Origin of the sequence: Enterobacter sp. WCHEn090032 (genome assembly GCF_003986875.1) — a bacterium.
Lineage (GTDB): Bacteria > Pseudomonadota > Gammaproteobacteria > Enterobacterales > Enterobacteriaceae > Enterobacter > Enterobacter sichuanensis.
In genome coordinates, this window is the sequence record NZ_RXRN01000034.1 from 25,232 (window position 1) to 49,484 (window position 24,253).

Here is a 24,253-nt window from a genome sequence, read left to right on the forward strand (position 1 = left end):
TTTCTGTAAGCGCCTCGTCAGTTTTCTTATCTCGCCAGGAAAAATCTCAAAAGGCCTCTATTCCCGGGCAGACCTTCAGGGGTAGCTACCCTTATACACTTACCTGGAACCTTTCGGAGGTCGCATGAAAGCACTTACGTATCACGGTCCGCACCATGTTCGCGTCGAGAATGTCCCTGACCCCATCATTGAACAGCCCGACGATATCATCCTGCGCGTTACGGCCACGGCGATCTGCGGCTCCGATTTGCATCTCTATCGTGGCAAGATCCCGAAGGTGCAGCACGGCGATATTTTTGGTCACGAATTCATGGGCGAAATTGTTGAGTGCGGCTCAGAGGTGAAGCAGCTGCAAAAGGGCGATCGCGTGGTGATCCCTTTTGTCATCGCCTGCGGAGACTGTTTCTTTTGTCGTTTGCAGCAGTACGCGGCCTGTGAGAATACCAATGCCGGACAGGGGGCGGCTCTGAACAAAAAGCAAATCCCCGCGCCGGCAGCGCTGTTTGGCTATAGCCATCTCTACGGCGGCGTGCCGGGGGGACAGGCGGAATACGTGCGCGTGCCGAAAGGTAACGTCGGGCCGTTTAAAGTCCCGCAACTTCTTTCTGATGATAAGGCGCTGTTCCTGTCGGATATTTTGCCCACGGCCTGGCAGGCGGCAAAAAATGCGCAGATCGAAAAAGGCTCAAGCGTGGCGGTTTACGGTGCCGGGCCGGTGGGGCTACTGACCATTGCCTGCGCACGGCTGTTAGGGGCCGAGCAGATCTTTGTTATCGATCACCACCCGTATCGGTTGCGATTTGCCGAGGCGCGTTACGGTGCCATCCCCATCAACTTTGATGAAGATAATGACGCCGCGGAAAAAATCATCGAGCAGACCGCCGGCCAGCGTGGGGTTGATGCCGTGATTGATGCGGTAGGATTCGAAGCGAAAGGCAGCACCACGGAAACGATCCTCAGCAATCTTAAAATTGAAGGCAGCAGCGGGAAAGCGTTGCGTCAGTGTATTGCGGCCGTTCGCCGTGGCGGGGTGGTCAGCGTACCCGGCGTGTACGCCGGGTTTATTCATGGCTTCCTGTTTGGCGATGCCTTCGATAAGGGGCTGACGTTTAAGATGGGCCAGACGCACGTTCACGCCTGGCTGGGCGAACTGTTACCGCTGATCGAAAAAGGGCTGCTTACGCCGGAAGAGATCGTCACCCATTATCTCCCCCTTGCGGATGCGGAACGCGCCTATAAGATTTTCGAAAAACGGGAGGAGGAGTGCCGGAAGGTGATCCTGGTTCCCGGCGCCGAAACGCCCGAGGCGGCGGAACAGCAGGTTAAAGGGCTGGTAAATGCCTTTCCGGGTGGGGTGGTGTGAGGTGACTCATCTACCAGTGGCGCTCCAGATAAAGCACCGCCGTGACGATAATCGCCACAAAAATGAGAAAAATAAGCGTGATAACCCCTATCTCACTCATGACCGTCCCCGCGGCACCAAAACAGATTAAGCGTGGATTAAGGCCATTTTGCGCGATATAGGACATTAGGGTGAATTGGCGGAAAGAGGATGCGACTGCATCCTCTGTGCAACGCGGGGCGCGCTTGTTCAGAAGGGGGTTAACGCAGGTAATCGCCCGCCGCTTCTGGCTGGTAGAGTAACGCCAGGACTTCCAGATGGGTTGAGGCGCCGCCCGGTAATTCCCAGTGGATGGTATCCCCCGTGCGCAGCCCCAGCAGCGCGGCCCCTACCGGTGCGAGGACAGAAAGCTGAGTGCTGCTGTCCGTCATTTGCGCTGGGTAAACCAGCGTGCGGGTTAGCTCTTCACCAGTGGTGAGGTTGCGGAATTTTACCTGGCTGTTCATGGTGACCACGTCATGGGGCATCGACTCAGGCGTGCACATTTGTGCCCGGTCGAGCTCCTCATTCAGAGCGTCTGCCACCGGCAGTGAGGCAAATTCTGCTTTTTCCAGTAGTCTGTCGATACGTTCTGCGTCGAGCTCGTTAATGATAATGGTTGGTCTGGACATTTTTACTCCATGTCGTTAATGCTGCGTATTACGCAGAAACTGATCCAAAAGAAAACCCTCGCCGTCTGGCAGCGAGGGTTTAACTCTCCCGATGATACTGGCTGAGCGCGTAAGTTTGAAGTGATGAAGGTCACATTCATGGTCCATATGAATTTTCGTTGAATTTTATTCAGTCTTCCTTTCCGCTGGATTGCGTTACGCTGAGCGTTCTGAACCGGGGTCTGGTGCGAAGCGCCATGCCCACCAACGAGAGAGCACTATGTACTTCTATCAACCGTCTCAGGGGCACGGCCTGCCGCATGACCCGCTGAATGCCATTATTGGCCCACGTCCTATCGGCTGGATCTCCTCATCTGATAAGGCCGGTCAGTTGAACCTCGCACCGTACAGCTTCTTTAACTGCTTTAACTATCGTCCGCCTATCATTGGTTTTTCCAGCAACGGCTGGAAGGACAGCGTGCGTAATATTACCGAAACGGGGGAGTTTGTCTGGAACCTGGCCACGCGCGAACTGGCTGAAGCGATGAACCAAACGTCCGCGATGCTTCCGCACGACCGGGATGAGTTTACCTTTTCCGGATTGACGCCGGCGGCGAGCCAGCTTGTTAAGGCGCCGCGCGTGGCGGAGAGCCCGGTGAATTTTGAGTGCCGCCTGTCGCAGTGCATTCAGCTGACCGGCGCCGACGGTACGCCGGTTGATACCTGGCTGGTGCTGGGGGAAGTGGTCGGTATCCATATTGCCGAATCGCTGCTGGAAGAGGGGATCTACCAGACGGCGAAAGCGCAGCCCATCCTGCGTGCGGGTGGGCCGACGGCGTACTATGGCATCAGTGATGAAAACCGGTTTGATATGGTTCGCCCGGGTGCGGGTCAGTAACCGGCTTTATCTACCACGAATTGTTTACCGCAGTTACCCGGATGTGGCTGCGGGGCAAATGACGTCGCAGACAGCGGGTTATTAATGGTCGCTGCCTTGAGTGAAATCTGCATTTCGGTCAGATACGCCGGATTGCCATTGCAGGTGAGCTTGAACGCTTTGACGTTTTCCTTGCCCCAGCTTTTGGCAACGGCGCGGTCAAAGTCGCTACGGTTGACGGTTTTCCCGTAGTTATCGGCGAGGAATTGACCGACAGCGCTGCTTTTTACTTCCTGATTCATCCGCACCATCGTGCCGAAATAGGCATCGGGATCAAAACCAAAGCAGACGCCATGTTTGGCATACTCGTAACGCTCCAGGCAGGAATTACCGCCCGCGCCCGGCATCACGCTGTTAAGCTTTGCGGCACCGGACAGCGACAGCCCGGTTTCGGCGGCGGCACATTTGCGGCTGGCCTTCGCTTCCGGCAGGTTCGGGATCGGGCGCGTGGCGCAGCCAAAGCGCATCCATCGACGTTCATCCACGCCGCGGGCGGCAATCGATTTCGGCAGGCCTGGCCAGAGTCCGTGAACGGTCAGAAAATCGACTTTATTGTCGGTCTCTTTTTGCAGGCGACACTCGTCTGGTTCATTACGGTTGCGCTCGACCATGCTCTGACAAAACCCGGTTTGCCAGGACAGCGCCAGCACATAACGATCGAAATCGCCATACTGCGTTGCCTTGAGCGGTTCGGCCTGTGCGGAGAAAACACAAAGAGCAAGCGCGAATGCGCCAGACGGGATAACGATATCCTTCCTGAACATATGATTTCCTGATCGAATGAGCACAATAAATTTCTGGAAGTTATTAAAGCACAAAAAGCGCCCGCAGGCGCTTTCTGGATAGCCGTAATTTAGCTTAGGCCGCGCCGGGAACCAGCACTTCGGTGGCGATAATCACGATAATCAGCCCAACAATCACCGGCACTGAGGTGCGTTTGACCACTTCGAATGGCGAGATTTTTGCCATCCCGGCAACGGCGACGACCACGCCCGACACCGGGGAGATAGTACGGCCCAGGTTTGACGCCTGCAGCATGGGAATGGAGAGGTACGCCGGGTTAATACCGGAGGAGTGAGCCAGTTTGGGGATCATCTCCACAAAAGCGTAGAAGGGCGCGTTACCGGAGCCGGTGGTCATGGCCGCCAGCATGGTGAGCACCACCAGAACCAGCATCAGGATAATACTGGCCGAGCCGAACGAGGTGGCAATGGAGATCAGGCTCTGGATAAAGCCAATTGTGCTCAGGCCCTGGGCAAAGACGCCTGCCGCAACCAGCAGCATCACCACCCCGGCAAAAGCATCTGCCATACCGCGATACGCCACTTCCAGACCGGAGAAGACGTTTTGCGTGTTAAAACCGCGCACAAATTCCAGCATGGCGGCCAGCAGCATACAGATCACCAGAATGGTGATGATGTGCAGTTGCGGACCCCATTTGCCGTCAAAAATCAGTACCCCGATAATCGGCGTGAAGGGCAGAATGGCATAAAACGCGGGTGCGGTGGTGGTGATTTCACTCACATCCATCATTTCGTGGCTGATGTTCTCTTTCTTATCCAGATAGCGCTGCCAGAAGAAATGCGCGATACCCATTCCCACAATGGCGACAATAGAGATCGGCAATGTGGTTTTAAAGGCGAAGTCGATGAGTGACATTTCCGCTGCCTTTGCTGCCAGTACTACATCACCTGAAGTCGGGGAGAGAATTATCGCTGCCGGTGACGCGCAAATTGCCGCTGCCGCGCCACGGCTGATACCGACATTGACCATGACCGGGAACAGTGTGGCCATCAGCAGTACGCCAAGTCCGGTAGCCGACGACACGGCCAGCGACATCAGGCAGGCGAGGAAATAGGCGGCGACCATCAGCAGATAGGGCGAGTTGATGTACTGCAGAGGTTTTGAGGCAAGCTTCACGACCATGTCGTTGGCACCGATATGGGTCATGTAGGCGGCAAAACCGCACAGCATCATGATCATCATACCCAGGTCGCCGCCGCGGCTCATGAGTAATATCTTAATGTATTCAACAATATCAGTGGCGGTGTAACCCGTACTGGTTGCGCTGGCTGGTAATACCTGATGCCCCATTATGGCGCTGATAATCAGCAGTGTTAACCCGCCAACAAATAATACGCCCGTGGCCGAGTAGCCTTTAATGATGTAGCGTGCGACACCGACAATGACGACGACCCCAATAAGGAGTTCGATAAACGTAAGCATGATTTCCCCTGTATCTTTGCTGCACTGGAGCACAAAAAATCAATAAAATAAGAAGGATGAAAATGTGCCGAATAAATGGCCCGTTCTTGCTGATTAAAATCAATAAACAGACGACTAGAGAACGGAACAACCGCATTTTTGCCATGGCCCATACATTTATGTCATGAGAGGCTTGACCGTCAGACATCGCGCAGGATGTCTTTATAATGATAACAAAATGTTAATAACCTGTGTAGTTTAGTATGTTGTTGATTAAAAAGTTAAAGAGGTAAAAAGCCTACGTAATATGGGCTTATTCGAACGTTCCCGACAGGTTTAATTAAGAATATTCCCGAAAAAAGGCCGGATAATTAGGAATAACAGCGATGCCGTTAAGTTCTGGTTCAACTATTTTATGGTAAACTTTGCCTCGAATACTAAGAATGGTAATTGCATTGTGATCGTACGTAATACTTTTTTCTCTATTTTGTTGTTTATTTTTGGGCAGTTAACGTTTTCTTCTGTTGCACAGGCAGCGGACAACGCGACGGATAAAGGCTGGTTCTCAACCTTTACGGATAATGTTTCCCAGACATGGTCGGCACCAGAACATTATGATCTCTACGTTCCGGCAATAACGTGGCATGCGCGCTTTGCTTATGACAAAGAGAAAACCGATAAATACAACGAGCGTCCCTGGGGGGCGGGGTTTGGTCAGTCGCGCTGGGATGAAAAGGGCAACTGGCACGGCATCTATCTGATGGCCTTTAAGGACTCGTTTAATAAATGGGAACCGATTGGCGGTTATGGCTGGGAGAAAACCTGGCGCCCGTTAGCAGACGAGAACTTCCACGTCGGTTTGGGCTATACCGCCGGGGTCACTGCGCGTGACAACTGGAACTACATTCCGATCCCGGTGCTGCTGCCGCTGGCCTCTATTGGCTATGGGCCGGCAACGTTCCAGATGACCTACATTCCCGGTACGTACAACAACGGTAACGTTTACTTCGCCTGGATGCGTTTTCAGTTTTAACTGAAAAAACTTTACATGTTGGTGAAAAAACGCGCAGGCGTTGATTCATAAACGATAAAAATCTGCCAGTGAAAATTAACGCGACTTTAGTCACTTTTTATCAAAGATCCGCTGGACAAAAGGTCCCACAATTGATGTACTGGTAACCGACACAGCATTTGTGTCGTTTTTTAATGTAAAGGTAATTTTGATGTCTAAGATTAAAGGTAACGTTAAGTGGTTTAATGAGTCCAAAGGATTCGGTTTCATTACTCCTGAAGATGGCAGCAAAGACGTGTTCGTACACTTCTCTGCAATCCAGTCTAATGGTTTCAAAACTCTGGCTGAAGGTCAGCGTGTAGAGTTCGAAATCACTAACGGTGCCAAAGGCCCTTCTGCTGCTAACGTAATCGCTCTGTAATTCAGACGCGTCAGCAAGAATTTCAAAACCCGCTCACTGAGCGGGTTTTTTTCGTTTTGAATCAGCCAAGCAGATACATTTTCAGGAAGCTGGCCACGATCAGCACGCTCAACAACACCATTCCTGCGCTCATCAGACTCTGTTTCATTCTGTCACCCTCGTTCAGTATTGCACTCAGAGTGACAGAGAAAAATTAAGCCAACATTAACGCGCCGGCTGTTAGTGCTGACTTGCAGTGGAAAATAGCCAAAATGCGATCCCCGTCATCGCAAAGGAGCCCAGCATGTTAATGGCGATGTTCACCAGCGCCCAGCCGATACGACCTTCCTGAAAGAGAAACACCACTTCTGCAGAGAAGGTGGAGAAGGTGGTTAAGCCGCCGCAGAAACCTGTCGTAATCAATACCTTCCACATTGGGTCGATGTGCGTCATGCGGTTAAACCAGGCCAGTCCCATGCCTATGATAAAGGCGCCAATCAGGTTCGCGGCAAGCGTCCCCATCGGAATCGCCTGATGCAGCGGGTTAAACCGCATACTCAGAAACCATCGCGCAACGCTACCCGTTCCCCCACCAATAAAAACGGCTAAAAGTAGTTGTAACACGCTTAATACCTGCTATTTGATGTGTAAGAGAAGCGAGTTTAACGCCGTTTATGATGAGGGGACAAATATGTATGTTGCGGTAGGACAGTTTGCGGTCACGCCTCGCTGGCACGAGAACGCGATCGCTTGCGTCAATCTGATGGCGCAGGCACAGCAAAAAGGCGCGTCGCTGCTGGTGCTCCCGGAGGCCTTGCTGGCCCGTGATGATAATGACCCGGATCTGTCGGTGAAGTCGGCCCAGCCGCTGGATGGCGGTTTTTTACAGCATTTACTGGCGCAGAGTGCTGGTAACGAGATGACCACCATTCTGACCGTGCATGTTCCCTCAACACAGGATCGTGCGGTCAATACGCTGGTGGCGATTCGTGACGGGAAGATTGTCGCACGTTACGCCAAGCTGCATCTCTATGATGCCTTCAGCGTTCAGGAGTCCCGGCGAGTTGACCCGGGAGACCGTATTCCCCCGCTGCTGGAGATTGACGGAGTAAAGATTGGGTTGATGACCTGCTACGACCTGCGTTTTCCGGAGCTGGCGCTCCATCTGGCGTTACAGGGCGCGGACGTTCTGGTATTGCCTGCCGCGTGGGTCAAAGGGCCGTTGAAGGAGCATCACTGGGCGACGCTGCTTGCGGCGCGCGCGCTGGATACGACCTGCTATGTGGTTGCAGCAGGCGAATGCGGCACGAAAAATATCGGGCAAAGCAGGGTGGTGGATCCGCTTGGCGTGACGATCGCCGCCGCCGCTGAAACCCCCGAGTTGCTGGTGGCGGAGATAAACGTAGACAGAATCGCGCTTGCACGTCAGCAATTACCTGTTCTTCGCAATCGTCGGTTTGCGCCACCGCAATTATTGTGATGTTTTTTTCAACAACGCTTGATTCACCTTGTTACAGATTGCTATTGTGTGCACGCGCTAAATGACCGTTAATAGATTCAGGTTTTGGCGCTGTATGCAGCCTGTTTTAAGTAAAGAAGGTATCTATGGGTGAGATTAGTATTACCAAACTGCTGGTGGTTGCCGCACTGGTCGTCCTGCTGTTTGGTACCAAGAAGTTACGCACACTGGGTGGTGACCTGGGGGCTGCCATCAAAGGCTTTAAGAAAGCGATGAACGACGATGACGCGGCTGCGAAGAAAAGCGCCGAGGACGACATCCCGGCAGACAAGCTTTCTCACAAAGAGTGACAGCCATGCCTGAGGGCATGCGAAAAAAAACCGGCTCATGAGGCCGGTTTTTTTGTATTACTGTAAATGAATATTACAGCATTATTTTACTTCTTCGCCTTTCGCCTGCATGTCCGCATGGTATGAAGAGCGAACAAACGGGCCGCACGCCGCGTGGGTAAAGCCCATCGCCATCGCTTCGGCTTTCATCTCATCAAACTCGTCCGGGCTGACGTAGCGCTGTACCGGCAGGTGGTGGCGGCTTGGCTGCAGATACTGGCCCAGGGTGAGCATGGTTACACCGTGGCGGCGAAGATCGCGCATGACCTCGATGATTTCCTCATTGGTTTCACCCAGCCCTACCATCAGACCTGATTTGGTCGGAATATGCGGATGCGCTTCTTTGAAACGCTCCAGCAGCTTCAGAGACCAGTTATAATCCGCACCCGGACGAACCTGGCGGTAAAGACGCGGCACGTTCTCCAGGTTGTGGTTAAACACGTCTGGCGGCGTGGCGGTCAGAATATCCAGCGCACGGTCCATACGGCCGCGGAAGTCAGGCACCAGCGTCTCAATTTTGATGTTCGGGCTTTTCTCGCGAATGGCCGTAATACAATCAGCGAAGTGCTGTGCACCACCATCGCGCAGATCGTCACGGTCTACGGAAGTGATGACCACATAACGCAGCGCCATGTCAGCGATGGTCTGCGCCAGTTTTTGGGGTTCGTTAGCATCAGGTGCAACTGGACGGCCATGGGCTACGTCGCAGAACGGGCAGCGGCGGGTACAGATAGCACCCAGAATCATAAACGTCGCGGTACCGTGATTGAAACATTCAGCAAGGTTCGGGCAAGAGGCTTCTTCACAGACGGAGTGAAGGCCATTTTTGCGCATCGCCGCTTTGATCCCCTGGATACGCGAAGAGTCGGCCGGAAGTTTGATTTTCATCCATTCCGGTTTTCTTAACAGCGCCTCGCGCTCTGTAGCCACGTTTTTAACCGGGATAAGGGCCATTTTATCGGCATCGCGGTATTTAACACCGCGTTCCATCACAATGGGTTTACTCATAGCGTGCGTGTTCCAGTTGCGAATATCGAAGGAAAGCGTTTCAATTCAAGGGAATGTTGTATTTATCAACTATTTTTGAACGAACGACAGGCAGTATATCATTGAAAGGGGCGTTAAAGCAGCCTGCCAGGTCGCCAATTTGTAAAATAGTTGTTGTTTTGTGCCTTTTGCCCTGCCTGCAGCAGGGACTTGTGCTGTCTGAAGCGGTCAGAAGGCCTGACGGATAATGCGGATAACGTTTTCCAGGACCGGATCGCGCAAACTCAATTTGTTGTAATGCAGTGAAATCTCGACAGATTCCGCATTAAGCTGGCTGAGCGGGATACTTTCCAGCGGCCAGCATTTGCGCAGCAGGTTGTACAGACGGGCCGGCATAATGCACAGCATATCGCTGCTGCCGATCAGGGATGCGGTAGTGAACATATTGTAACTGCTGAAACTGATCTGGCGTTCCGGGAAAATTTCATCAATACGCTGGCGCAGAGCATGATTCGCCTGTCCTTCGGTCATGAAAGACGAGTGGTCATAGTTGCGCAGATTTTCAAGGGTCAGCGGTTCGCTGAGAGCAGGATGCTGCTGGCGACACACCAGAACCAGATTATCCGCATAGAGTACATTTTGCCCCAGTGCTCTGGCACTGAAGCTGCCGCTTTCAATAATCAGGTCCGTCTGGAACTGGGCAAGCTGAATATCAGGCTCACTGAGAGGCACATTGCGCAGCAGAAGCTGCGGGGCATGCTCTTTCACGGCCTGATAAATTGCAGGCATCACCAGAACGCCCACGGAAGGGGAACAGCCGATGGTAATGGTGCGCTGCTTATCGTAGCTGCCGGTTAAATCCAGCGCGCCCAGAATGGATTCCAGCCCCTGGCTGATGAACTCATGGAGGTGCGTGGCGTAGGCCGTAGGCGTCACCCCCTGGCCCTTACGGATAAATAACGGGTCGGGAAATATAGCGCGCAGCTTTTGAATGGACTGGCTTATTGCTGATGGCGTGAGATTAAGAATTTTCGCAGCGTTAACGATACCCTTATGGACATATACTGCCTCAAAAATAGTCAGTAAATTGAGATCAATATTACGTAAAGTCCGAAAAATTTGCGGCTTGTCTTCGCCACCAGGGTCATTCAGGCGTTTGGCTGGTAAATTATTATACTCCACGCTTTTACTCCGTATACATTCACAATATGAATGATAGTTGAATTTATTTATTATGCTTGTAGAGATTCGTAAAGTGTTGGTTTTGTTTCACTTATTTATCAAAAATCAAACAGTTGTGTGATTATCACTCACGTTACTTAGACCCTGTTTGTCACGTTTGAGGGAAGCTAAATAATATGTAACGGCAATATTCGGGCGCTTCGAAAATATAGAATCTGTGGTTTATTGTAAAGCGCAAAAGCGGTAAATAAACAGTGGCCCGTCAAATTAGCGAGCCATGTTGTATGATATATTAAGTAGGGTTATATTCGTGCGGGGGATTGTTAAGTAGTGCTAACACATTCTTCAAAAGCACAGGACGAATAGTGTCTGGCGTAGCGGTCTCGACCCACTGGCGCATTTGCGTCATCTCCATGCCGGCGTAGCCGCAGGGGTTTATGCGCTGGAATGGGGTGAGATCCATATTAATATTCAATGCCAGGCCGTGGAAGGAGCAGCCTTTACGAATTCGCAGCCCCAGAGAGCAGATCTTCATTTCCCCGACGTAAACGCCTGGTGCATCGGCGCGTGGATGCGCATCGATACCATATTCCGCCAGCGTATTGACGACAGTTTGTTCCAGTAGAGTGACCAGTTCACGCACGCCCAGTTTTCTGCGCTTCAGATTGAGCAGGACGTACATTACCTGCTGTCCGGGGCCGTGGTAAGTGACCTGCCCGCCGCGATCGCTCTGAATCACCGGGATGTCTCCCGTCATCAATAAATGTTCCGCTTTTCCCGCCTGACCCTGCGTAAAGACTGGCAGGTGTTCGACCAGCCAGATCTCGTCCGGGGTGCTGTCATCGCGTGAATCGGTGAAGTCATGCATAGCCTGGGAGACAGGCTCATAAGGTTGCAGCCCGAGGTGTCGGACCAGAATTTTATCCTGATACAAAACAGCGTCTCCGAAGACGAGGGACAAAAGATGCGGGGGAGTATATCACAGCGGGGAGAGGGGTTACCCGGCAAACCGGGTAACCGCAAAGGGACTACAGCACCATACGAACAATTTCGATATTGCCGAGCTCTTCGTACAGCGTCTCAACCTGCTCAATGTGTGTAGCGGTGATGGTAATAGAAACCGAGTGGTAGTTGCCCTTGCTGCTTGGTTTTACTGACGGAGAGTAGTCACCCGGCGCATGGCGCTGTACCACTTCAACCACCTGATCAACCAGCTCAGGCTTCGCCAGACCCATTACTTTGTAGGTAAATGGGGTAGGGAATTCAAGCAGTTCGTTAAGTTTGGTTTTCATGTCAGCTCCGGCGTAACGTCAAAAAGAATAACTCCCACGTCAGGTGGGAGTTATCAGGATACTTAGTATATGGGGATCAAAATCACACTTTCAAGTGTTCAATTTTTAACCAAACCAGTGATGGAACATCAATTTAATGTAATCAATGATTTTGCCGAAGAAATTACCTTCAGGAATTTCTTGCAGGACAACCAGCGGACGCTGATCGATCGTCTTGCCATCCAGCTGGAAGTTGATGGTACCTACAACCTGGTTTTTCTGCAGTGGCGCATGCAGCTCGGTGCTGTTCAGGACGTAGCTGGCTTTGAGATCCTTCATACGACCGCGTGGAATGGTCAGGTACAGATCTTTATCCACGCCAAGAGAGGCTCGGTCGTTGTCGCCGAACCAGACGGGTTCGGAAGCAAACTCTTTACCTGCTTTCAGCGGGTTCACGGTTTCGAAGAAACGGAAGCCCCAGGTCAGGAGTTTCTTGCTTTCTGTTTCACGACCTTTAAAGGTACGGCCGCCCATCACGGCAGAGATCAGGCGCATCTGACCTTCAGTGGCAGAGGCCACCAGGTTGTAACCCGCTTTGTCAGTATGGCCCGTTTTGATGCCATCAACGTTCAGGCTGTTATCCCACAGCAGGCCGTTACGGTTGGTCTGACGAATACCGTTGAAGGTGAACTCTTTCTCTTTATAGATGGCGTATTCGTTAGGTACGTCGCGGATCAGCGCCTGACCAATGAGCGCCATATCACGCGCGGAGCTGTACTGACCGTCGGCGTCCAGACCGTGTACGGTCTGGAAATGGCTGTTTTTCAGACCCAGCGCGTTCACGTAGCTGTTCATCAGGCCCACGAAGGCGTCCTGGCTACCGGCAGCAAAATCGGCCATCGCCACACAGGCATCGTTACCTGACTGCAGGTTGATCCCGCGAATGAGCTGAGAAACGGGAACCTGCATACCCGGTTTCAGGAACATCAGAGACGACCCTTTGAACACCGGGTTTCCGGTTGCCCACGCATCGTTACCGATGGTGACCAGGTCAGTTTCCTTGAATTTACCGGCTTTCATCGCCTGGCCGATAACATAGCTGGTCATCATTTTGGTCAGGCTGGCCGGGTCGCGGCGGGCATCAGCATTCTGTTCTGCCAGCACTTTGCCAGAGTTGTAATCGATCAGGATGTAGGATTCCGCATCGATTTGCGGAACGCCAGGGATCATGGTCTTGATATTCAGGTCATCGGCGTGAGCTGCAGAAAGTGCAGCAGCGCAAAGGGCCGTGGTCAGCGCCATGCGCTGCACAAAACGAGCAGAAAAAGTGGTCTTCATGGTCAGAACTACGACATCCGTGATGGAATTAAAAAAAGTGCCTTACTATAGCAAATGCTATTCAGGCAGGCATCCGACTTTAAGCATGAGTTTGTGAATGTGTTTTACACAAACTGACATTTCGGACACCGCCGATTAATTACTTTGCAACAGCGATAAATGACTGAAGCTGAGCTTCATTTTGCAAACGCTGCTGCAGGGACGCTGCCTGCGATTTGCTGGCAAACGGCCCCATCTGAATACGCCAGACCGCACCGTTTTGCTCAACGCGTCCCGGGACGCCAAACTGCTGGCTCAGACGCTGTTGATACTGCTGGGCACGAGCCTGATCGCTCACTGCGCCTACCTGAACCACATAGCTGCCGCTGGCCGCTGCCGGAGCTGCCACCGCCGGACTTTGCGTGGCCGCTGGCGCCGTTACGGGCGCCGGTTGAGCTGCTGGCGCACTCACGGGTGCAGGGGCGGGCGTCGGCTCACTGCCTTCAAGCACGCCCGAGGCTAAGGTCGTTGGTGCGCCAAGAAAGCCGCTACTCTTTACCGGTGCGCCCGTTGAATCATCACTTTGCAGCGTGTCATTGCTGATTGGACGGATTTCTCCCCCCGGCTGAGCCGGTTCGGCCGGAGAAGAGACGCTACCCATTCCGCCGTCAAGATTTGGACGGTCGGGAAGGGCATAGGTCTGTTTCGCTACTGTCGTACAGGCGGTACCCGGTCCGGAGAGCGAACCATCCTGCGCCACGATAATCGGGTCGATTCGGACTTTGGTGTTATTCGACGTGTTCAGGCGATCGGCGGACGCGCGAGACAGGGAGATCACCCGGTCATTGCCGTACGGGCCGCGGTCATTGATGCGCACAACGATCATACGGCCGTTCGCCAGGTTGGTGATACGGGCATAGCTCGGGATCGGCAGCGTCGGGTGTGCTGCAGTCAGCTGCATTGGGTCGAAGGCCTCCCCGGACGCCGTCAGGTTACTGCCGGGTTCGGCATCATAAATGGCGGCAAAGCCAGCCTGGCTGAAGCGGGAAGGATCCTGAACAATTTTGTAGCTTTTGCCGTCGCGCTCGTAATCCTGATTCGCACTGGCATTCAGCGGTTCATAAACGGGATCGGCACCGCTGATTTCAACGATCGGGCCATTACACACCGCAGGCTGCGGCGGCGCGATGGTTGCCTGTTGCTGACCATCATCACTTGTACAGGCCGCAAGTAAACTTGCCGCAATGCAGATCCCCAGCCACTGCTTACGCATTCCGATCCCCTTATTTTTATACGCTTTTTGACAACATTTTTCTGTGGGTATGGATCGACATCACGATACCAAACCCGGCCATCAACACAATCAGTGCCGAGCCTCCGTAACTCACCAGCGGTAGCGGTACGCCAACCACCGGCAGAATACCACTCACCATACCAATATTTACGAAGACATAAACGAATAAAATCAGCATCAACCCGCCAGCCATAACGCGACCAAAGGTGGTTTGCGCGCGTGCTGCAATCCACAATCCGCGCATGATTAGCAGGACGTATAGCGCCAGCAAAATTAAGATGCCCACCAGCCCCAGCTCTTCAGCCAGTACGGCGAAAATAAAGTCGGTGTGGCGTTCCGGTAAAAACTCCAGCTGCGACTGTGTACCGTGCAGCCAGCCTTTACCGCGCAGGCCACCGGAGCCAATCGCAATTTTTGACTGAATAATATGATAGCCCGCGCCCAGCGGATCGGTTTCCGGATCGAGCAGCATCATGACGCGCTGGCGCTGGTAATCATGCATCAGGAAGAACCAGAGAATCGGAATAAACGCGGCAACCAGCACCACCGCGATGCCAATCAGACGCCAGCTCAGGCCCGACAGGAAAAGAACGAACAGGCCGGAGAGGGCGATGAGGATTGAGGTTCCCAGGTCAGGTTGAGCCGCGACCAGCAGTGTTGGCAGGAAAATCAGCACCAGCGCGATGGCGGTATTTTTCAGAGACGGCGGACAGACGTCGCGGTTGATAAAGCGTGCCACCATCAGGGGGACGGCGATTTTGGCGATTTCCGAGGGCTGGAAGCGGACAACGCCCAGATCCAGCCAGCGCTGCGCCCCTTTTGAGATGGCGCCAAACGCGTCTACCGCAACCAGCAAAATAATACAGAAGATGTAAAGATAGGGCGCCCAGCCTTCATAGACGCGCGGCGGGATCTGCGCCATCACCACCATAATGACCAGACCCATCGCGATCTGGCCAATTTTACGCTCCATCATGCCGATGTCCTGGCCGCTGGCGCTCCAGATAACCAGGGCACTGTAAACCAGCAGAGCCAGCAGGATCAGCAGCATGGCTGGGTCGATGTGTATTTTATCCCACAGCGATTTTTTATTTGGATTATCCGTCATGATTATTGGTCCTCCGCCGCAGCGGCGGCCGGGTTTTCAGCCGGCAGTTCGGTGTTGTTATCACCCAGCATAATGTGGTCAAGGATCTGGCGCATGATGGTCCCGACCGCGGGGCCGGCACCGCCGTTTTCCAGAATCATCGCCACCGCGACCTGCGGGTTATCATAAGGGGCAAACGCCGTCATCAGCTTATGGTCACGCAGACGTTCGGCAATGCGATGGGCGTTATAGGTTTCGTTGGCTTTCAGACCAAATACCTGCGCCGTACCGGATTTCGCAGCCACTTTATAAGGCGTACCGGCGAAATACTTATGCGCGGTACCGTTCGGACGGTTTGCCACGCCGTACATCCCGTCTTTCGCGATTTCCCAGAAGCCAGAATGGATGTCACCCACAGGCGCTTCGTGCGGCTGGTTCCAGGGCACTTTTTTGCCGTCTTCAACGGTACTTTGCAGCAGATGAGGGACTTTCACCACGCCGTCATTGATGAGGATCATCATGGCTTTGTTCATCTGAAGCGGCGTGGCCGTCCAGTAGCCCTGGCCGATACCCACCGGAATGGTGTCACCCTGATACCACGGTTTCTTAAAGCGCTTCAGCTTCCACTCACGGGTTGGCATGTTGCCAGAGCGTTCCTCGGCAAGGTCAACACCGGTGTAATGTCCGTAGCCAAACTTACTCATCCACTCTGACAGACGGTCGATACCCATATCGTACGCCACCTGGTAGAAGAAGGTATCCGCGGACTCTTCCAGCGATTTCGTCACGTTCAGATGGCCGTGGCCCCATTTTTTCCAGTCGCGATAGCGTTTTTCAGACCCCGGCAGTTGCCACCAGCCGGGGTCAAACAGGCTGGTATTACGGTTGATGACACCAGCACTCAGGGCAGAGACCGCCACGTAAGGTTTAACCGTTGACGCTGGCGGGTAAACCCCTTGCGTAGCGCGGTTCACCAGCGGCGTGTTCGGGTCATTCAGCAGGCCGGAATAGTCTTTACTGGAGATGCCGTCAACAAAGAGGTTCGGGTCATAGCTTGGCATTGACACCATCGCCAGGATGCCACCGGTACGAGGATCGGTGACCACCACGGCCGCACGGCTGCCCGCCAGTAAGGTTTCAATATACTGCTGCAGTTTAAGGTCGAGGGTCAGATATACGTCATGTCCCGCCTGAGGCGGCACCTCTTTCAGTTGACGAATGACGCGGCCGCGGTTGTTCACCTCAACCTCTTCATAGCCGGTCTGCCCATGCAGAACATCTTCGTAGTAGCGTTCAATGCCCAGCTTGCCGATATCGTGCGTTGCTGCGTAGTTCGCCAGCTTGCCGTCTTTATCGAGGCGCTCGACGTCTTTATCGTTAATCTTGGAGACGTAGCCAATGACATGCGTCAGCGCGGAGCCGTAAGGGTAGTAGCGACGCTTGTAACCTTTCACTTCCACGCCGGGGAAACGGTACTGATTCACCGCAAAGCGGGCTACCTGGACTTCCGTCAGATTGGTTTTAACCGGAATGGAGGTGAAACGGTGGGAACGGGCGCGCTCTTTTTTGAAGGCCGCGATATCGTCATCGTTAAGATCGACCACGCTTCGCAATGCTTCCAGCGTGTCCTGAACGTTATCGACCTTTTCCGGCATCATCTCGATTTGATAGATGGTGCGGTTTAACGCCAGCGGGGTGCCGTTACGATCGTAAATAATGCCGCGGCTGGGCGCGATGGGCACCAGCTTGATCCGGTTTTCGTTTGAACGCGTCTGGTAATCGGTAAAGCGGACAATTTGCAGATTATAAAGGTTGGCGATCAGCACGCCGGTAAGCAGCAAAATCCCGGTAAAGGCGACCAGCGCCCGGCGCACAAACAGCGCGGACTCAGCCGTATAGTCGCGAAAAGAATTCTGTAGTTTCATCCGCTGCTTAATCTACCCTGGTCAGTCATTACTCGCGGTGATAGGGGTGGTTGGTAGTAATGCTCCACGCGCGATACAGGCTTTCTGCCACCAGTACCCGAACGAGCGGGTGGGGAAGCGTCAGCGCGGAGAGAGACCAACTTTGTTCTGCTGCCGCTTTGCAGGCAGGGGACAACCCTTCAGGCCCGCCAATCAACAGACTGACGTCACGACCATCCTGCTTCCAGCGCTCCAGTTCGTGCGCCAGCTGCGGCGTATCCCAGGGCTTCCCTGGAATATCGAGAGTGACGATGCGGTTTTTGCCTGCGGCTGCCAGCATCAGTTCACCCTCTTTATCGAGAATACGTTTGATATCGGCGTTCTTGCCGCGTTTTCCGGCGGGGATCTCCACCAGTTCGAACGGCATGTCTTTTGGAAAACGACGCAGATATTCAGTAAAACCGGTTTGTACCCAGTCCGGCATTTTGGTGCCGACGGCGACCAGCTGCAACTTCACGCATTAACCCCAGAGTTTTTCCAGCTCATACAGGCGACGGCTCTCTTCCTGCATGACGTGGACAATCACATCGCCGAGATCGACAACCACCCAGTCAGCGGTCGCTTCACCTTCAACGCCGAGCGGCAACAGCCCTGCAGCACGCGATTCCTGCACCACGTGATCGGCAATTGAAACAACATGACGCGTAGAGGTACCGGTGCAGATGATCATGCAGTCGGTAATACTGGATTTACCCTTAACGTCGATAGCGATGATGTCCTGACCTTTCAGGTCATCAATTTTGTCAATAACAAAATCCTGGAGTGCTTTACCCTGCAAGTTTTCCCCCTGGGGTGAATGAGATTGTATAACGTTGAATTCGTAGCCAGACAGTATACCTGAACTCAGGCCTGTAACGGGACAAATGTCTCCTGCCCGGCTTTTGAAGGCGGGTATCATCCCACCCTCCGCCTGAGATTGCATCGCCATTTTTGTAAAACAATTTCTGTAAAGCAATGATCGGCGGGAAAGTCTGGCAGCGGAGGATAACAGTATGGCTTACCCTGTCAAGGCAGGAAAAACAATAAGCCACTTAATTATGCCCTTCGGCTATTCATCTGCGCTTTTCTGATACAAACCGTGCGTATGGATATACGCCAGCACCGGGGCCGGTAGCAAATCGTCACAGGCTAAACCGTGCTGTAAACGCTCGCGAATGAGGGTCGCAGAGATATCGAACCACGGCGTCTCCGCCAGATAAATCTTCCCGGCCGGCTGTGTGTGAAGATCTTCTATATTGTCGGTGAGATGATCTTCCAGCCACTGCTGATACTGTGCTTCGCGCATGGTCAGCGGATAGCCCGGACGACGGCAGACGAGCAGATGGCTGTTCTCCAGAATGGTTTCATACTGATGCCAGGTGGGGAGATTCAGCAGAGAGTCCTGACCGATGATAAAGGCCAGCGGCTGGTCTGGTCCGTGTTCTGCGCGCCACTCCTGCAGCGTTTGCGACGTCCAGGAGGGCGTGTCGCGGCGCAACTCGCGCTCATCAAGGCTGAAGAGCGGTTTATCCGCGATGGCCAGGGCGAGCATCGCTTTTCGCTGCTCGCTGGTTGCTTCGGGCTGCGGACGATGAGGCGGGACATTATTGGGCATAATGATAACGCGCTGAAGACCAATCAGATTCGCCAGAATTTCAACCGGCTTCAGATGCCCGTAATGTACCGGGTCGAAGGTGCCACCATACAAAGCCTGGAGAGAGTGCATACTATCCATCAATAAAAACGTCAGCCAGCGCCTTGTGGCAGAGCAGCAGAGAAAGGCTTTCCAGCTCCGCCCAGACCGACTGACCGTAATCTTGTTTTAACGTGAGCTCAGCGCGCATCAGAAGCTGTACTGCCTGACGCAGCTGTTCATGACTCAAGCGGTTGACGGCCTCGGTGGTCAACGCCCTGCGATTTTGCCACACCCGATGTTTATCAAACAGCGCGCGCAAGGGCGTATGGGCAGACTGGCGCTTGAGCGCGATCAGCAACAGCAGTTCGCGCTGGAGCGTGCGCAGCAAAATGACTGGTTCGCTGCCTTCAAGGCGCAACTGCTGCAGAATATGCAGGGCGCGTTTGCTCTTCGCCGACAGCAAGGCATCAACCCAGTGGAACGGCGTGAAGTGCGCCGCGTCGTTAACGGCCTGCTCGACGCGCGGCAGGGTCAGCTTGCCATCCGGCCAGAGCAGGGCGAGCCGGTCCAGCGCCTGCGCGAGGGCCAGCAGATTGCCTTCGTAGCAGTAGCAGAGCAGTTGATTTGCCGCGTCATCCAGCTGAAGGTTGTTCTGCTTCGCGCGCGCGGCCACCCATTTTGGCAGATGTGCCTGCTCAGGCGTCTGACAGGTGACCTGCACCGCATGGGTCGCGAGTTGGGTAAACCACGCCGCGTTTTCCTGCGCTTTCGTCAGCTTATTGCCACGCACGATCAACAGCAGATCGCTGTGTAACAGACTGACCAGCGTGGCCAGTTGTTCATTAATGGCCGCGTTTGGACCATTCTCTGGCAGCAGGATCTGGATCGTCTGACGCGAGGCAAACAGGCTCATCGCCTGGCAAAGTGAGAAGAGGGCATTCCAGTCGGTATTGTTATCCAGCTGGACGGTGTGGTGTTCATCGAAGCCCTGAGCGGCCGCCGCGTGTCGCACGGCATCCAGGCTTTCCTGTAGTAATAGCGGATCGTTACCGAGGAGCAGATACGCCGCGCGCAGCCCTTCATTGAGCTGCGCGCGGAGTTGTTCAGGATACAGCCTGATCATCAGTTACCCATTGAGGTAGAAACAGGAGACGCGTCGGCATCCGGTTTTTCAACAATGTCAGATCCTTGTTTTTTTGACGCTGCAATAGCTGGCAGTTTACGGATCAGCTGTTCCGCTGCCTTGTCATACATTTCGTTGATGATAATCTGCTGTTCGGCATCTTTTGCCAGCGCCGTCTGCGGGTTATCGAAGAACGAACGGTACACTTTCGTGCTGATCGGGTAGATGTCTTTACCCGGGATCAGAACTGCCGCGTTAACCGCCATGACCATCTGATACTCTGCGGTATGGCCGTCCTGGAAGATAGAGGCCGTATCTTTGCTGAGCGTCATCCCCAGCACACGCAGAGACGGTACATCCTGGCGCAGGGTGCCTTTTTCGATCAGCTCAACGCCGTTCAGACGCAACTGATTACGAATTGCGCGGCTGAGTGGACCGTTAGGATCCGATGAGTCGAAAATCATCGTTTTCATCTCAGCAGGCACCGCCGTGGTATTGCGCAGGTGCCAGCCACAGCCAGCGGTGACAAGCACCGCCAGAGATAAGAGTATTGTTGCCAGTTGTCGCACGTTTCCTCCCGCGCTTAGCCAACGACCAGATTCAGCAATTTACCTGGTACGTAGATCACTTTACGTACGGTAACGCCCTCAAGATATTTTGCGACCAGCGGTTCCTGGCCCGCACGCTCGCGAACCTGTTCTTCGGTTGCGTCGACCGCCACGGTAATTTTACCGCGGACTTTACCGTTTACCTGGACCACAACCAGCGTGGTGTTTTCCACCATCGCGGCTTCGTCAGCCTCTGGCCACGGCGCGTTGTCGATATCGCCTTCGCCTTTCAGCTCCTGCCACAGGGTGAAGCTGACGTGAGGCGTGAACGGGTTCAGCATGCGAACGACGGCCAGCAGTGCTTCACGCATTAAGGCACGATCCTGCTCGCCCTCTTGCGGCGCCTTCGCCAGTTTGTTCATCAGTTCCATAATAGCCGCAATTGCGGTATTGAAGGTCTGACGACGACCAATATCATCGGTCACTTTCGCAATCGTTTTATGAACATCACGGCGCAGCGCCTGCTGATCTTCCGTCAGGGCGGCGGCGTTCAGGGCCGGAGCATCGCCCAGTGAGGTGTGTTCGTAAACCAGTTTCCAGACGCGCTTCAGGAAGCGGTTCGCCCCTTCAACGCCTGACTCCTGCCATTCCAGGGTCATGTCTGCCGGAGAGGCAAACATCATGAACAGACGCACGGTATCCGCACCGTAACGCTCAACCATCACCTGCGGGTCGATGCCGTTGTTTTTAGACTTGGACATCTTGCTCATGCCGGTATAGACCAGCTCATGACCTTCGGCGTCTTTCGCCTTCACGATACGGCCTTTCTCGTCGCGCTCAACGATCGCATCGACCGGAGAAACCCAGTTACGCTCGCCGTTTGCACCCACGTAGTAGAACGCATCTGCCAGCACCATGCCCTGGCACAGCAGCTGTTTAGCAGGTTCGTCAGAGTTCACCATGCCCGCGTCGCGCATCAGTTTGTGGAAGAAGCGGAAGTAGAGCAGGTGCATGATGGCGTGTTCAATACCGCCGATGTAAATATCAACCGGCAGCCAGTAGTTTGCCGCGTTGGAGTCCAGCATGCCGTCCTGATACTGCGGGCAGGTGTAACGCGCGTAATACCAGGATGACTCCATAAAGGTGTCGAAGGTGTCGGTTTCACGCAGCGCAGGCTGGCCGTTGACGGTGGTTTTTGCCCACTCGGGATCGGCTTTGATCGGGCTGGTGATACCGTCCATGACCACGTCTTCCGGCAGGATCACCGGGAGCTGATCGTCAGGCGTTGGCATCACGGTGCCATCTTCCAGGGTCACCATTGGAATTGGCGCACCCCAGTAACGCTGACGGGAGACGCCCCAGTCGCGCAGACGGTAGTTCACCTTACGCTCACCTACGCCCAGAGAAGCCAGTTTATCGGCAATGGCGTTAAAGCCCTCCTCGAAGCTCAGGCCGCTGAACTCGCCTGAGTTGAACAGGGTGCCTTTTTCGGTCAGCGCTTGTTCGGACAGGTCAGGTTCAGAACCGTCAGCCGCCAGGATAACAGGCTTGATGGTCAGGCCGTATTTGGTGGCAAATTCGTAGTCGCGCTGGTCGTGACCCGGAACGGCCATTACGGCACCCGTGCCGTACTCCATCAGCACGAAGTTGGCGGCCCAGACAGGGATGGCTTCGCCGGTCAGTGGGTGAATGGCTTTGAAGCCAGTATCCACGCCTTTTTTCTCCATCGTTGCCATATCGGCTTCAGCCACTTTGGTGTTGCGGCATTCGTCGATGAAGGTGGCCAGTTCCGGATTATTTTCTGCCGCTTTCTGCGCCAGCGGGTGACCTGCGGCCACGGCCAGGTAGGTCGCGCCCATGAAGGTGTCCGGACGGGTGGTATAGACGGTCAGAGTCTGGTCGTAGTTCTCAACGTTGAAGGTAATTTCCACGCCTTCAGAACGGCCGATCCAGTTGCGCTGCATGGTCTTAACGGTATCCGGCCAGTGGTCCAGATTATCCAGATCGTTCAGCAGTTCGTCAGCGTAAGCGGTGATTTTGATAAACCACTGCGGGATCTCTTTACGCTCAACTTTGGTGTCACAGCGCCAGCAGCAGCCGTCGATAACCTGTTCGTTAGCGAGAACGGTCTGGTCATTCGGACACCAGTTAACGGCAGACGTCTTCTTGTACACCAGGCCTTTTTTGTACAGCTCGGTGAAGAACTTCTGTTCCCAGCGATAGTATTCCGGGGTACAGGTTGCCAGCTCGCGGCTCCAGTCATAACCAAAGCCCAGCATTTTGAGCTGGTTTTTCATGTACGCGATATTGTCGTACGTCCACGGGGCTGGCGCCGTATTGTTTTTTACCGCTGCGCCTTCCGCAGGCAGGCCAAACGCATCCCAGCCGATTGGCTGCAGAACGTTCTTGCCCAGCATGCGCTGATAGCGTGCAATCACATCACCGATGGTGTAGTTACGCACGTGGCCCATGTGTAGTCGACCAGAAGGATAGGGAAGCATCGACAGGCAGTAATACTTCTCTTTGCTCTCGTCTTCGGTTACTTCAAAGGTGCGCTTCTCGTCCCAGTGTTGCTGGACTTTTGATTCTATCTCTTCCGGGCGGTATTGCTCTTGCATGGCAGCCAGTGGTCCTGTTTTCAATACAGCTACAAATGTAGCCAATGGATGTGGTAATTCAGATCCGCATAGCATAGCCCAAACGCCCGCGTCAAAACAGCCTTTCGCACAAATGCGCTTTGCAGGAATTTACCGGGTCTGTGCTTCACCTGACAAAGCGGCGATGAAATAAGGTCTATTATTAGAAATAGTTACTTACCCGGGAGGCAAAATGATGAACAAGGTTGCTCAATTTTACCGCGAACTGGTGGCGACACTGACGGAACGGCTGCGTAACGGCGAGCGCGATATTGACGCGCTGGTGGAGCAGGCTCGTGCCCGGGTGACGCAAACGGGTGAGTTAACGCGAACCGAAGTGGAAGAGGTGACCCGTGCCGTGCGCCGTGACCTGGAAGAGTTTGCGCGCAGCTACGAGGAGAGCCAGGACGAGATCGCCGACAGCGTCTTTATGCGGGTGATTAAAGAGAGTCTGTGGCAGGAACTGGCCGATATTACTGATAAAACGCAGCTGGAGTGGCGCGAGGTGTTTCAGGATTTGAACCACCACGGTGTGTACCAGAGTGGTGAAGTGGTTGGGCTGGGAAATCTGGTGTGCGAGAAATGTCATCACCATATTGCGGTGTATACGCCGGATGTGTTGCCGCTGTGTCCGAAATGCGGGCACGACCAGTTTCAGCGTCGGCCGTTTGAGCCATAAATAAAAGCAAAACGGCAACCACGTTGCCGTTTTTAGTGTCTGCGCCCTCTCCCCGTGGGAGAGGGGTGGGGTGAGGGCATCAGGCCGCACAAGGTAAACGCAAAACGGCAACTATGTTGCCGTTTTTAGTGTCTGCTCCCTCTCCCCACGGGCTGA

Annotated in this window: 26 protein-coding genes; 7 read left to right on the forward strand and 19 right to left on the reverse strand. The window is 53.9% G+C overall.

Features of this window, described 5'->3' with window-relative positions; all coding sequences use genetic code 11:
- Positions 1–124: 124 nt before the first annotated feature.
- Positions 125–1,363, forward strand: coding sequence for a zinc-dependent alcohol dehydrogenase (locus EKN83_RS20640; RefSeq protein WP_025756323.1), 1,239 nt, complete (start codon positions 125–127; stop codon positions 1,361–1,363).
- Between the two features lie 10 nt (positions 1,364–1,373).
- Here EKN83_RS20640 and yldA read toward each other — a convergent pair whose 3' ends face one another.
- Together yldA and rnk are read right to left on the reverse strand one after the other, a co-directional pair.
- On the reverse strand, positions 1,374–1,463 hold the full coding sequence (yldA, locus tag EKN83_RS23650) for a small membrane protein YldA (RefSeq protein ID WP_008501020.1): 90 nt from the start codon (positions 1,461–1,463) through the stop codon (positions 1,374–1,376).
- Between the two features lie 139 nt (positions 1,464–1,602).
- On the reverse strand, positions 1,603–2,013 hold the full coding sequence (rnk, locus tag EKN83_RS20645) for a nucleoside diphosphate kinase regulator (protein WP_025756324.1): 411 nt from the start codon (positions 2,011–2,013) through the stop codon (positions 1,603–1,605).
- 259 nt (positions 2,014–2,272) lie between these two features.
- On the opposite strand from rnk, the gene EKN83_RS20650 reads away from it, so the two are divergent.
- The gene (locus EKN83_RS20650) at positions 2,273–2,890 is read left to right on the forward strand and encodes a flavin reductase family protein (protein ID WP_126801596.1); all 618 of its coding nucleotides are present in this window, start codon (positions 2,273–2,275) and stop codon (positions 2,888–2,890) included.
- Here EKN83_RS20650 and rna read toward each other — a convergent pair.
- Positions 2,884–3,693: a ribonuclease I gene (rna, locus tag EKN83_RS20655; RefSeq protein WP_095450050.1), complete on the reverse strand. Its 810-nt coding sequence runs from the start codon at positions 3,691–3,693 to the stop codon at positions 2,884–2,886. The genes EKN83_RS20650 and rna overlap by 7 nt on opposite strands.
- A gap of 94 nt (positions 3,694–3,787) precedes the next feature.
- Entirely contained in the window at positions 3,788–5,155 is a 1,368-nt protein-coding gene (gene dcuC, locus EKN83_RS20660) for an anaerobic C4-dicarboxylate transporter DcuC (protein WP_045286223.1), read from the reverse strand.
- Positions 5,156–5,549: 394 nt separating this feature from the next.
- On the opposite strand from dcuC, the gene pagP reads away from it, so the two are divergent.
- Together pagP and cspE are read left to right on the forward strand one after the other, a co-directional pair.
- On the forward strand, positions 5,550–6,167 hold the full coding sequence (gene pagP / locus EKN83_RS20665) for a lipid IV(A) palmitoyltransferase PagP (RefSeq protein ID WP_047958016.1): 618 nt from the start codon (positions 5,550–5,552) through the stop codon (positions 6,165–6,167).
- 190 nt (positions 6,168–6,357) lie between these two features.
- Entirely contained in the window at positions 6,358–6,567 is a 210-nt protein-coding gene (cspE, locus tag EKN83_RS20670) for a transcription antiterminator/RNA stability regulator CspE (RefSeq protein WP_002439184.1), read from the forward strand.
- 219 nt (positions 6,568–6,786) lie between these two features.
- Here the strand turns inward: cspE and crcB are convergent, their stop codons facing one another.
- Positions 6,787–7,170 (reverse strand): fluoride efflux transporter CrcB, encoded by a 384-nt coding sequence (gene crcB / locus EKN83_RS20675; RefSeq protein WP_025756329.1) that lies wholly within the window; start codon positions 7,168–7,170, stop codon positions 6,787–6,789.
- A gap of 67 nt (positions 7,171–7,237) precedes the next feature.
- Here crcB and EKN83_RS20680 point away from each other — a divergent pair, with 67 nt between their 5' ends.
- Both EKN83_RS20680 and tatE read left to right on the forward strand, forming a co-directional pair.
- Entirely contained in the window at positions 7,238–8,026 is a 789-nt protein-coding gene (locus EKN83_RS20680) for a deaminated glutathione amidase (RefSeq protein WP_126801597.1), read from the forward strand.
- A gap of 125 nt (positions 8,027–8,151) precedes the next feature.
- Positions 8,152–8,355 (forward strand): twin-arginine translocase subunit TatE, encoded by a 204-nt coding sequence (gene tatE / locus EKN83_RS20685; RefSeq protein WP_025756331.1) that lies wholly within the window; start codon positions 8,152–8,154, stop codon positions 8,353–8,355.
- A gap of 81 nt (positions 8,356–8,436) precedes the next feature.
- Here tatE and lipA read toward each other — a convergent pair whose 3' ends face one another.
- The 14 genes from lipA to leuS form a co-directional block, all read right to left on the reverse strand.
- A complete protein-coding gene (gene lipA, locus EKN83_RS20690) occupies positions 8,437–9,402 on the reverse strand; it encodes a lipoyl synthase (RefSeq protein WP_024907012.1) in 966 nt (321 codons plus the stop codon).
- Positions 9,403–9,609: 207 nt separating this feature from the next.
- The gene (locus tag EKN83_RS20695) at positions 9,610–10,563 is read right to left on the reverse strand and encodes a YbeF family transcriptional regulator (RefSeq protein ID WP_045286197.1); all 954 of its coding nucleotides are present in this window, start codon (positions 10,561–10,563) and stop codon (positions 9,610–9,612) included.
- A gap of 292 nt (positions 10,564–10,855) precedes the next feature.
- Positions 10,856–11,497: a lipoyl(octanoyl) transferase LipB gene (lipB, locus tag EKN83_RS20700; protein WP_126801598.1), complete on the reverse strand. Its 642-nt coding sequence runs from the start codon at positions 11,495–11,497 to the stop codon at positions 10,856–10,858.
- A gap of 94 nt (positions 11,498–11,591) precedes the next feature.
- On the reverse strand, positions 11,592–11,855 hold the full coding sequence (gene ybeD / locus EKN83_RS20705; RefSeq protein WP_003858718.1) for a DUF493 family protein YbeD: 264 nt from the start codon (positions 11,853–11,855) through the stop codon (positions 11,592–11,594).
- Positions 11,856–11,960: 105 nt separating this feature from the next.
- Positions 11,961–13,172 carry a D-alanyl-D-alanine carboxypeptidase DacA gene (gene dacA / locus EKN83_RS20710; RefSeq protein ID WP_025756334.1) on the reverse strand — a complete coding sequence of 404 codons (1,212 nt, stop codon included), beginning with the start codon at positions 13,170–13,172 and terminating at the stop codon, positions 11,961–11,963.
- A gap of 139 nt (positions 13,173–13,311) precedes the next feature.
- The gene (gene rlpA, locus EKN83_RS20715) at positions 13,312–14,424 is read right to left on the reverse strand and encodes an endolytic peptidoglycan transglycosylase RlpA (RefSeq protein ID WP_126801599.1); all 1,113 of its coding nucleotides are present in this window, start codon (positions 14,422–14,424) and stop codon (positions 13,312–13,314) included.
- Between the two features lie 16 nt (positions 14,425–14,440).
- A complete protein-coding gene (gene mrdB / locus EKN83_RS20720; RefSeq protein WP_013097590.1) occupies positions 14,441–15,553 on the reverse strand; it encodes a peptidoglycan glycosyltransferase MrdB in 1,113 nt (370 codons plus the stop codon).
- A gap of 2 nt (positions 15,554–15,555) precedes the next feature.
- Positions 15,556–17,457, reverse strand: a complete 1,902-nt coding sequence (gene mrdA, locus EKN83_RS20725) for a peptidoglycan DD-transpeptidase MrdA (protein ID WP_025756336.1) — start codon at positions 17,455–17,457, stop codon at positions 15,556–15,558.
- A gap of 28 nt (positions 17,458–17,485) precedes the next feature.
- On the reverse strand, positions 17,486–17,953 hold the full coding sequence (gene rlmH / locus EKN83_RS20730) for a 23S rRNA (pseudouridine(1915)-N(3))-methyltransferase RlmH (RefSeq protein WP_003858701.1): 468 nt from the start codon (positions 17,951–17,953) through the stop codon (positions 17,486–17,488).
- A 3-nt stretch (positions 17,954–17,956) separates the two neighbouring features.
- A complete protein-coding gene (gene rsfS, locus EKN83_RS20735) occupies positions 17,957–18,274 on the reverse strand; it encodes a ribosome silencing factor (RefSeq protein ID WP_003858696.1) in 318 nt (105 codons plus the stop codon).
- Positions 18,275–18,544: 270 nt separating this feature from the next.
- Positions 18,545–19,210 (reverse strand): nicotinate-nucleotide adenylyltransferase, encoded by a 666-nt coding sequence (gene nadD, locus EKN83_RS20740; protein ID WP_025756337.1) that lies wholly within the window; start codon positions 19,208–19,210, stop codon positions 18,545–18,547.
- Positions 19,203–20,234, reverse strand: a complete 1,032-nt coding sequence (gene holA, locus EKN83_RS20745) for a DNA polymerase III subunit delta (protein WP_126801600.1) — start codon at positions 20,232–20,234, stop codon at positions 19,203–19,205. The genes nadD and holA overlap by 8 nt, the downstream gene beginning before the upstream one ends.
- Complete coding sequence (gene lptE, locus EKN83_RS20750; protein WP_025756339.1) at positions 20,234–20,803, reverse strand: LPS assembly lipoprotein LptE; 570 nt, start codon at positions 20,801–20,803, stop codon at positions 20,234–20,236. Before lptE ends, holA begins: the two co-directional genes overlap by 1 nt.
- Positions 20,804–20,817: 14 nt before the next feature.
- Complete coding sequence (gene leuS, locus EKN83_RS20755) at positions 20,818–23,400, reverse strand: leucine--tRNA ligase (RefSeq protein WP_148110461.1); 2,583 nt, start codon at positions 23,398–23,400, stop codon at positions 20,818–20,820.
- Positions 23,401–23,614: 214 nt separating this feature from the next.
- On the opposite strand from leuS, the gene EKN83_RS20760 reads away from it, so the two are divergent.
- Positions 23,615–24,097, forward strand: coding sequence for a zinc ribbon-containing protein (locus EKN83_RS20760; RefSeq protein WP_025756340.1), 483 nt, complete (start codon positions 23,615–23,617; stop codon positions 24,095–24,097).
- The last annotated feature ends 156 nt before the right edge of the window (positions 24,098–24,253 follow it).

Coding starts and splice junctions, on each gene's coding strand:
- dacA (WP_025756334.1), bottom strand. CDS start 13,172: ATGAAGACCACTTTTTCTGCTCGTTTTGTGCAGCGCATGGCGCTGACC.
- lipA (WP_024907012.1), bottom strand. CDS start 9,402: ATGAGTAAACCCATTGTGATGGAACGCGGTGTTAAATACCGCGATGCC.
- rna (WP_095450050.1), bottom strand. CDS start 3,693: ATGTTCAGGAAGGATATCGTTATCCCGTCTGGCGCATTCGCGCTTGCT.
- EKN83_RS20640 (WP_025756323.1), top strand. CDS start 125: ATGAAAGCACTTACGTATCACGGTCCGCACCATGTTCGCGTCGAGAAT.
- ybeD (WP_003858718.1), bottom strand. CDS start 11,855: ATGAAAACCAAACTTAACGAACTGCTTGAATTCCCTACCCCATTTACC.
- pagP (WP_047958016.1), top strand. CDS start 5,550: ATGGTAAACTTTGCCTCGAATACTAAGAATGGTAATTGCATTGTGATC.
- mrdA (WP_025756336.1), bottom strand. CDS start 17,457: ATGAAACTACAGAATTCTTTTCGCGACTATACGGCTGAGTCCGCGCTG.
- tatE (WP_025756331.1), top strand. CDS start 8,152: ATGGGTGAGATTAGTATTACCAAACTGCTGGTGGTTGCCGCACTGGTC.
- EKN83_RS20680 (WP_126801597.1), top strand. CDS start 7,238: ATGTATGTTGCGGTAGGACAGTTTGCGGTCACGCCTCGCTGGCACGAG.
- rlpA (WP_126801599.1), bottom strand. CDS start 14,424: ATGCGTAAGCAGTGGCTGGGGATCTGCATTGCGGCAAGTTTACTTGCG.
- nadD (WP_025756337.1), bottom strand. CDS start 19,210: ATGGATAGTATGCACTCTCTCCAGGCTTTGTATGGTGGCACCTTCGAC.
- cspE (WP_002439184.1), top strand. CDS start 6,358: ATGTCTAAGATTAAAGGTAACGTTAAGTGGTTTAATGAGTCCAAAGGA.
- EKN83_RS20650 (WP_126801596.1), top strand. CDS start 2,273: ATGTACTTCTATCAACCGTCTCAGGGGCACGGCCTGCCGCATGACCCG.
- leuS (WP_148110461.1), bottom strand. CDS start 23,400: ATGCAAGAGCAATACCGCCCGGAAGAGATAGAATCAAAAGTCCAGCAA.
- rnk (WP_025756324.1), bottom strand. CDS start 2,013: ATGTCCAGACCAACCATTATCATTAACGAGCTCGACGCAGAACGTATC.
- yldA (WP_008501020.1), bottom strand. CDS start 1,463: ATGAGTGAGATAGGGGTTATCACGCTTATTTTTCTCATTTTTGTGGCG.
- mrdB (WP_013097590.1), bottom strand. CDS start 15,553: ATGACGGATAATCCAAATAAAAAATCGCTGTGGGATAAAATACACATC.
- EKN83_RS20760 (WP_025756340.1), top strand. CDS start 23,615: ATGAACAAGGTTGCTCAATTTTACCGCGAACTGGTGGCGACACTGACG.
- holA (WP_126801600.1), bottom strand. CDS start 20,234: ATGATCAGGCTGTATCCTGAACAACTCCGCGCGCAGCTCAATGAAGGG.
- dcuC (WP_045286223.1), bottom strand. CDS start 5,155: ATGCTTACGTTTATCGAACTCCTTATTGGGGTCGTCGTCATTGTCGGT.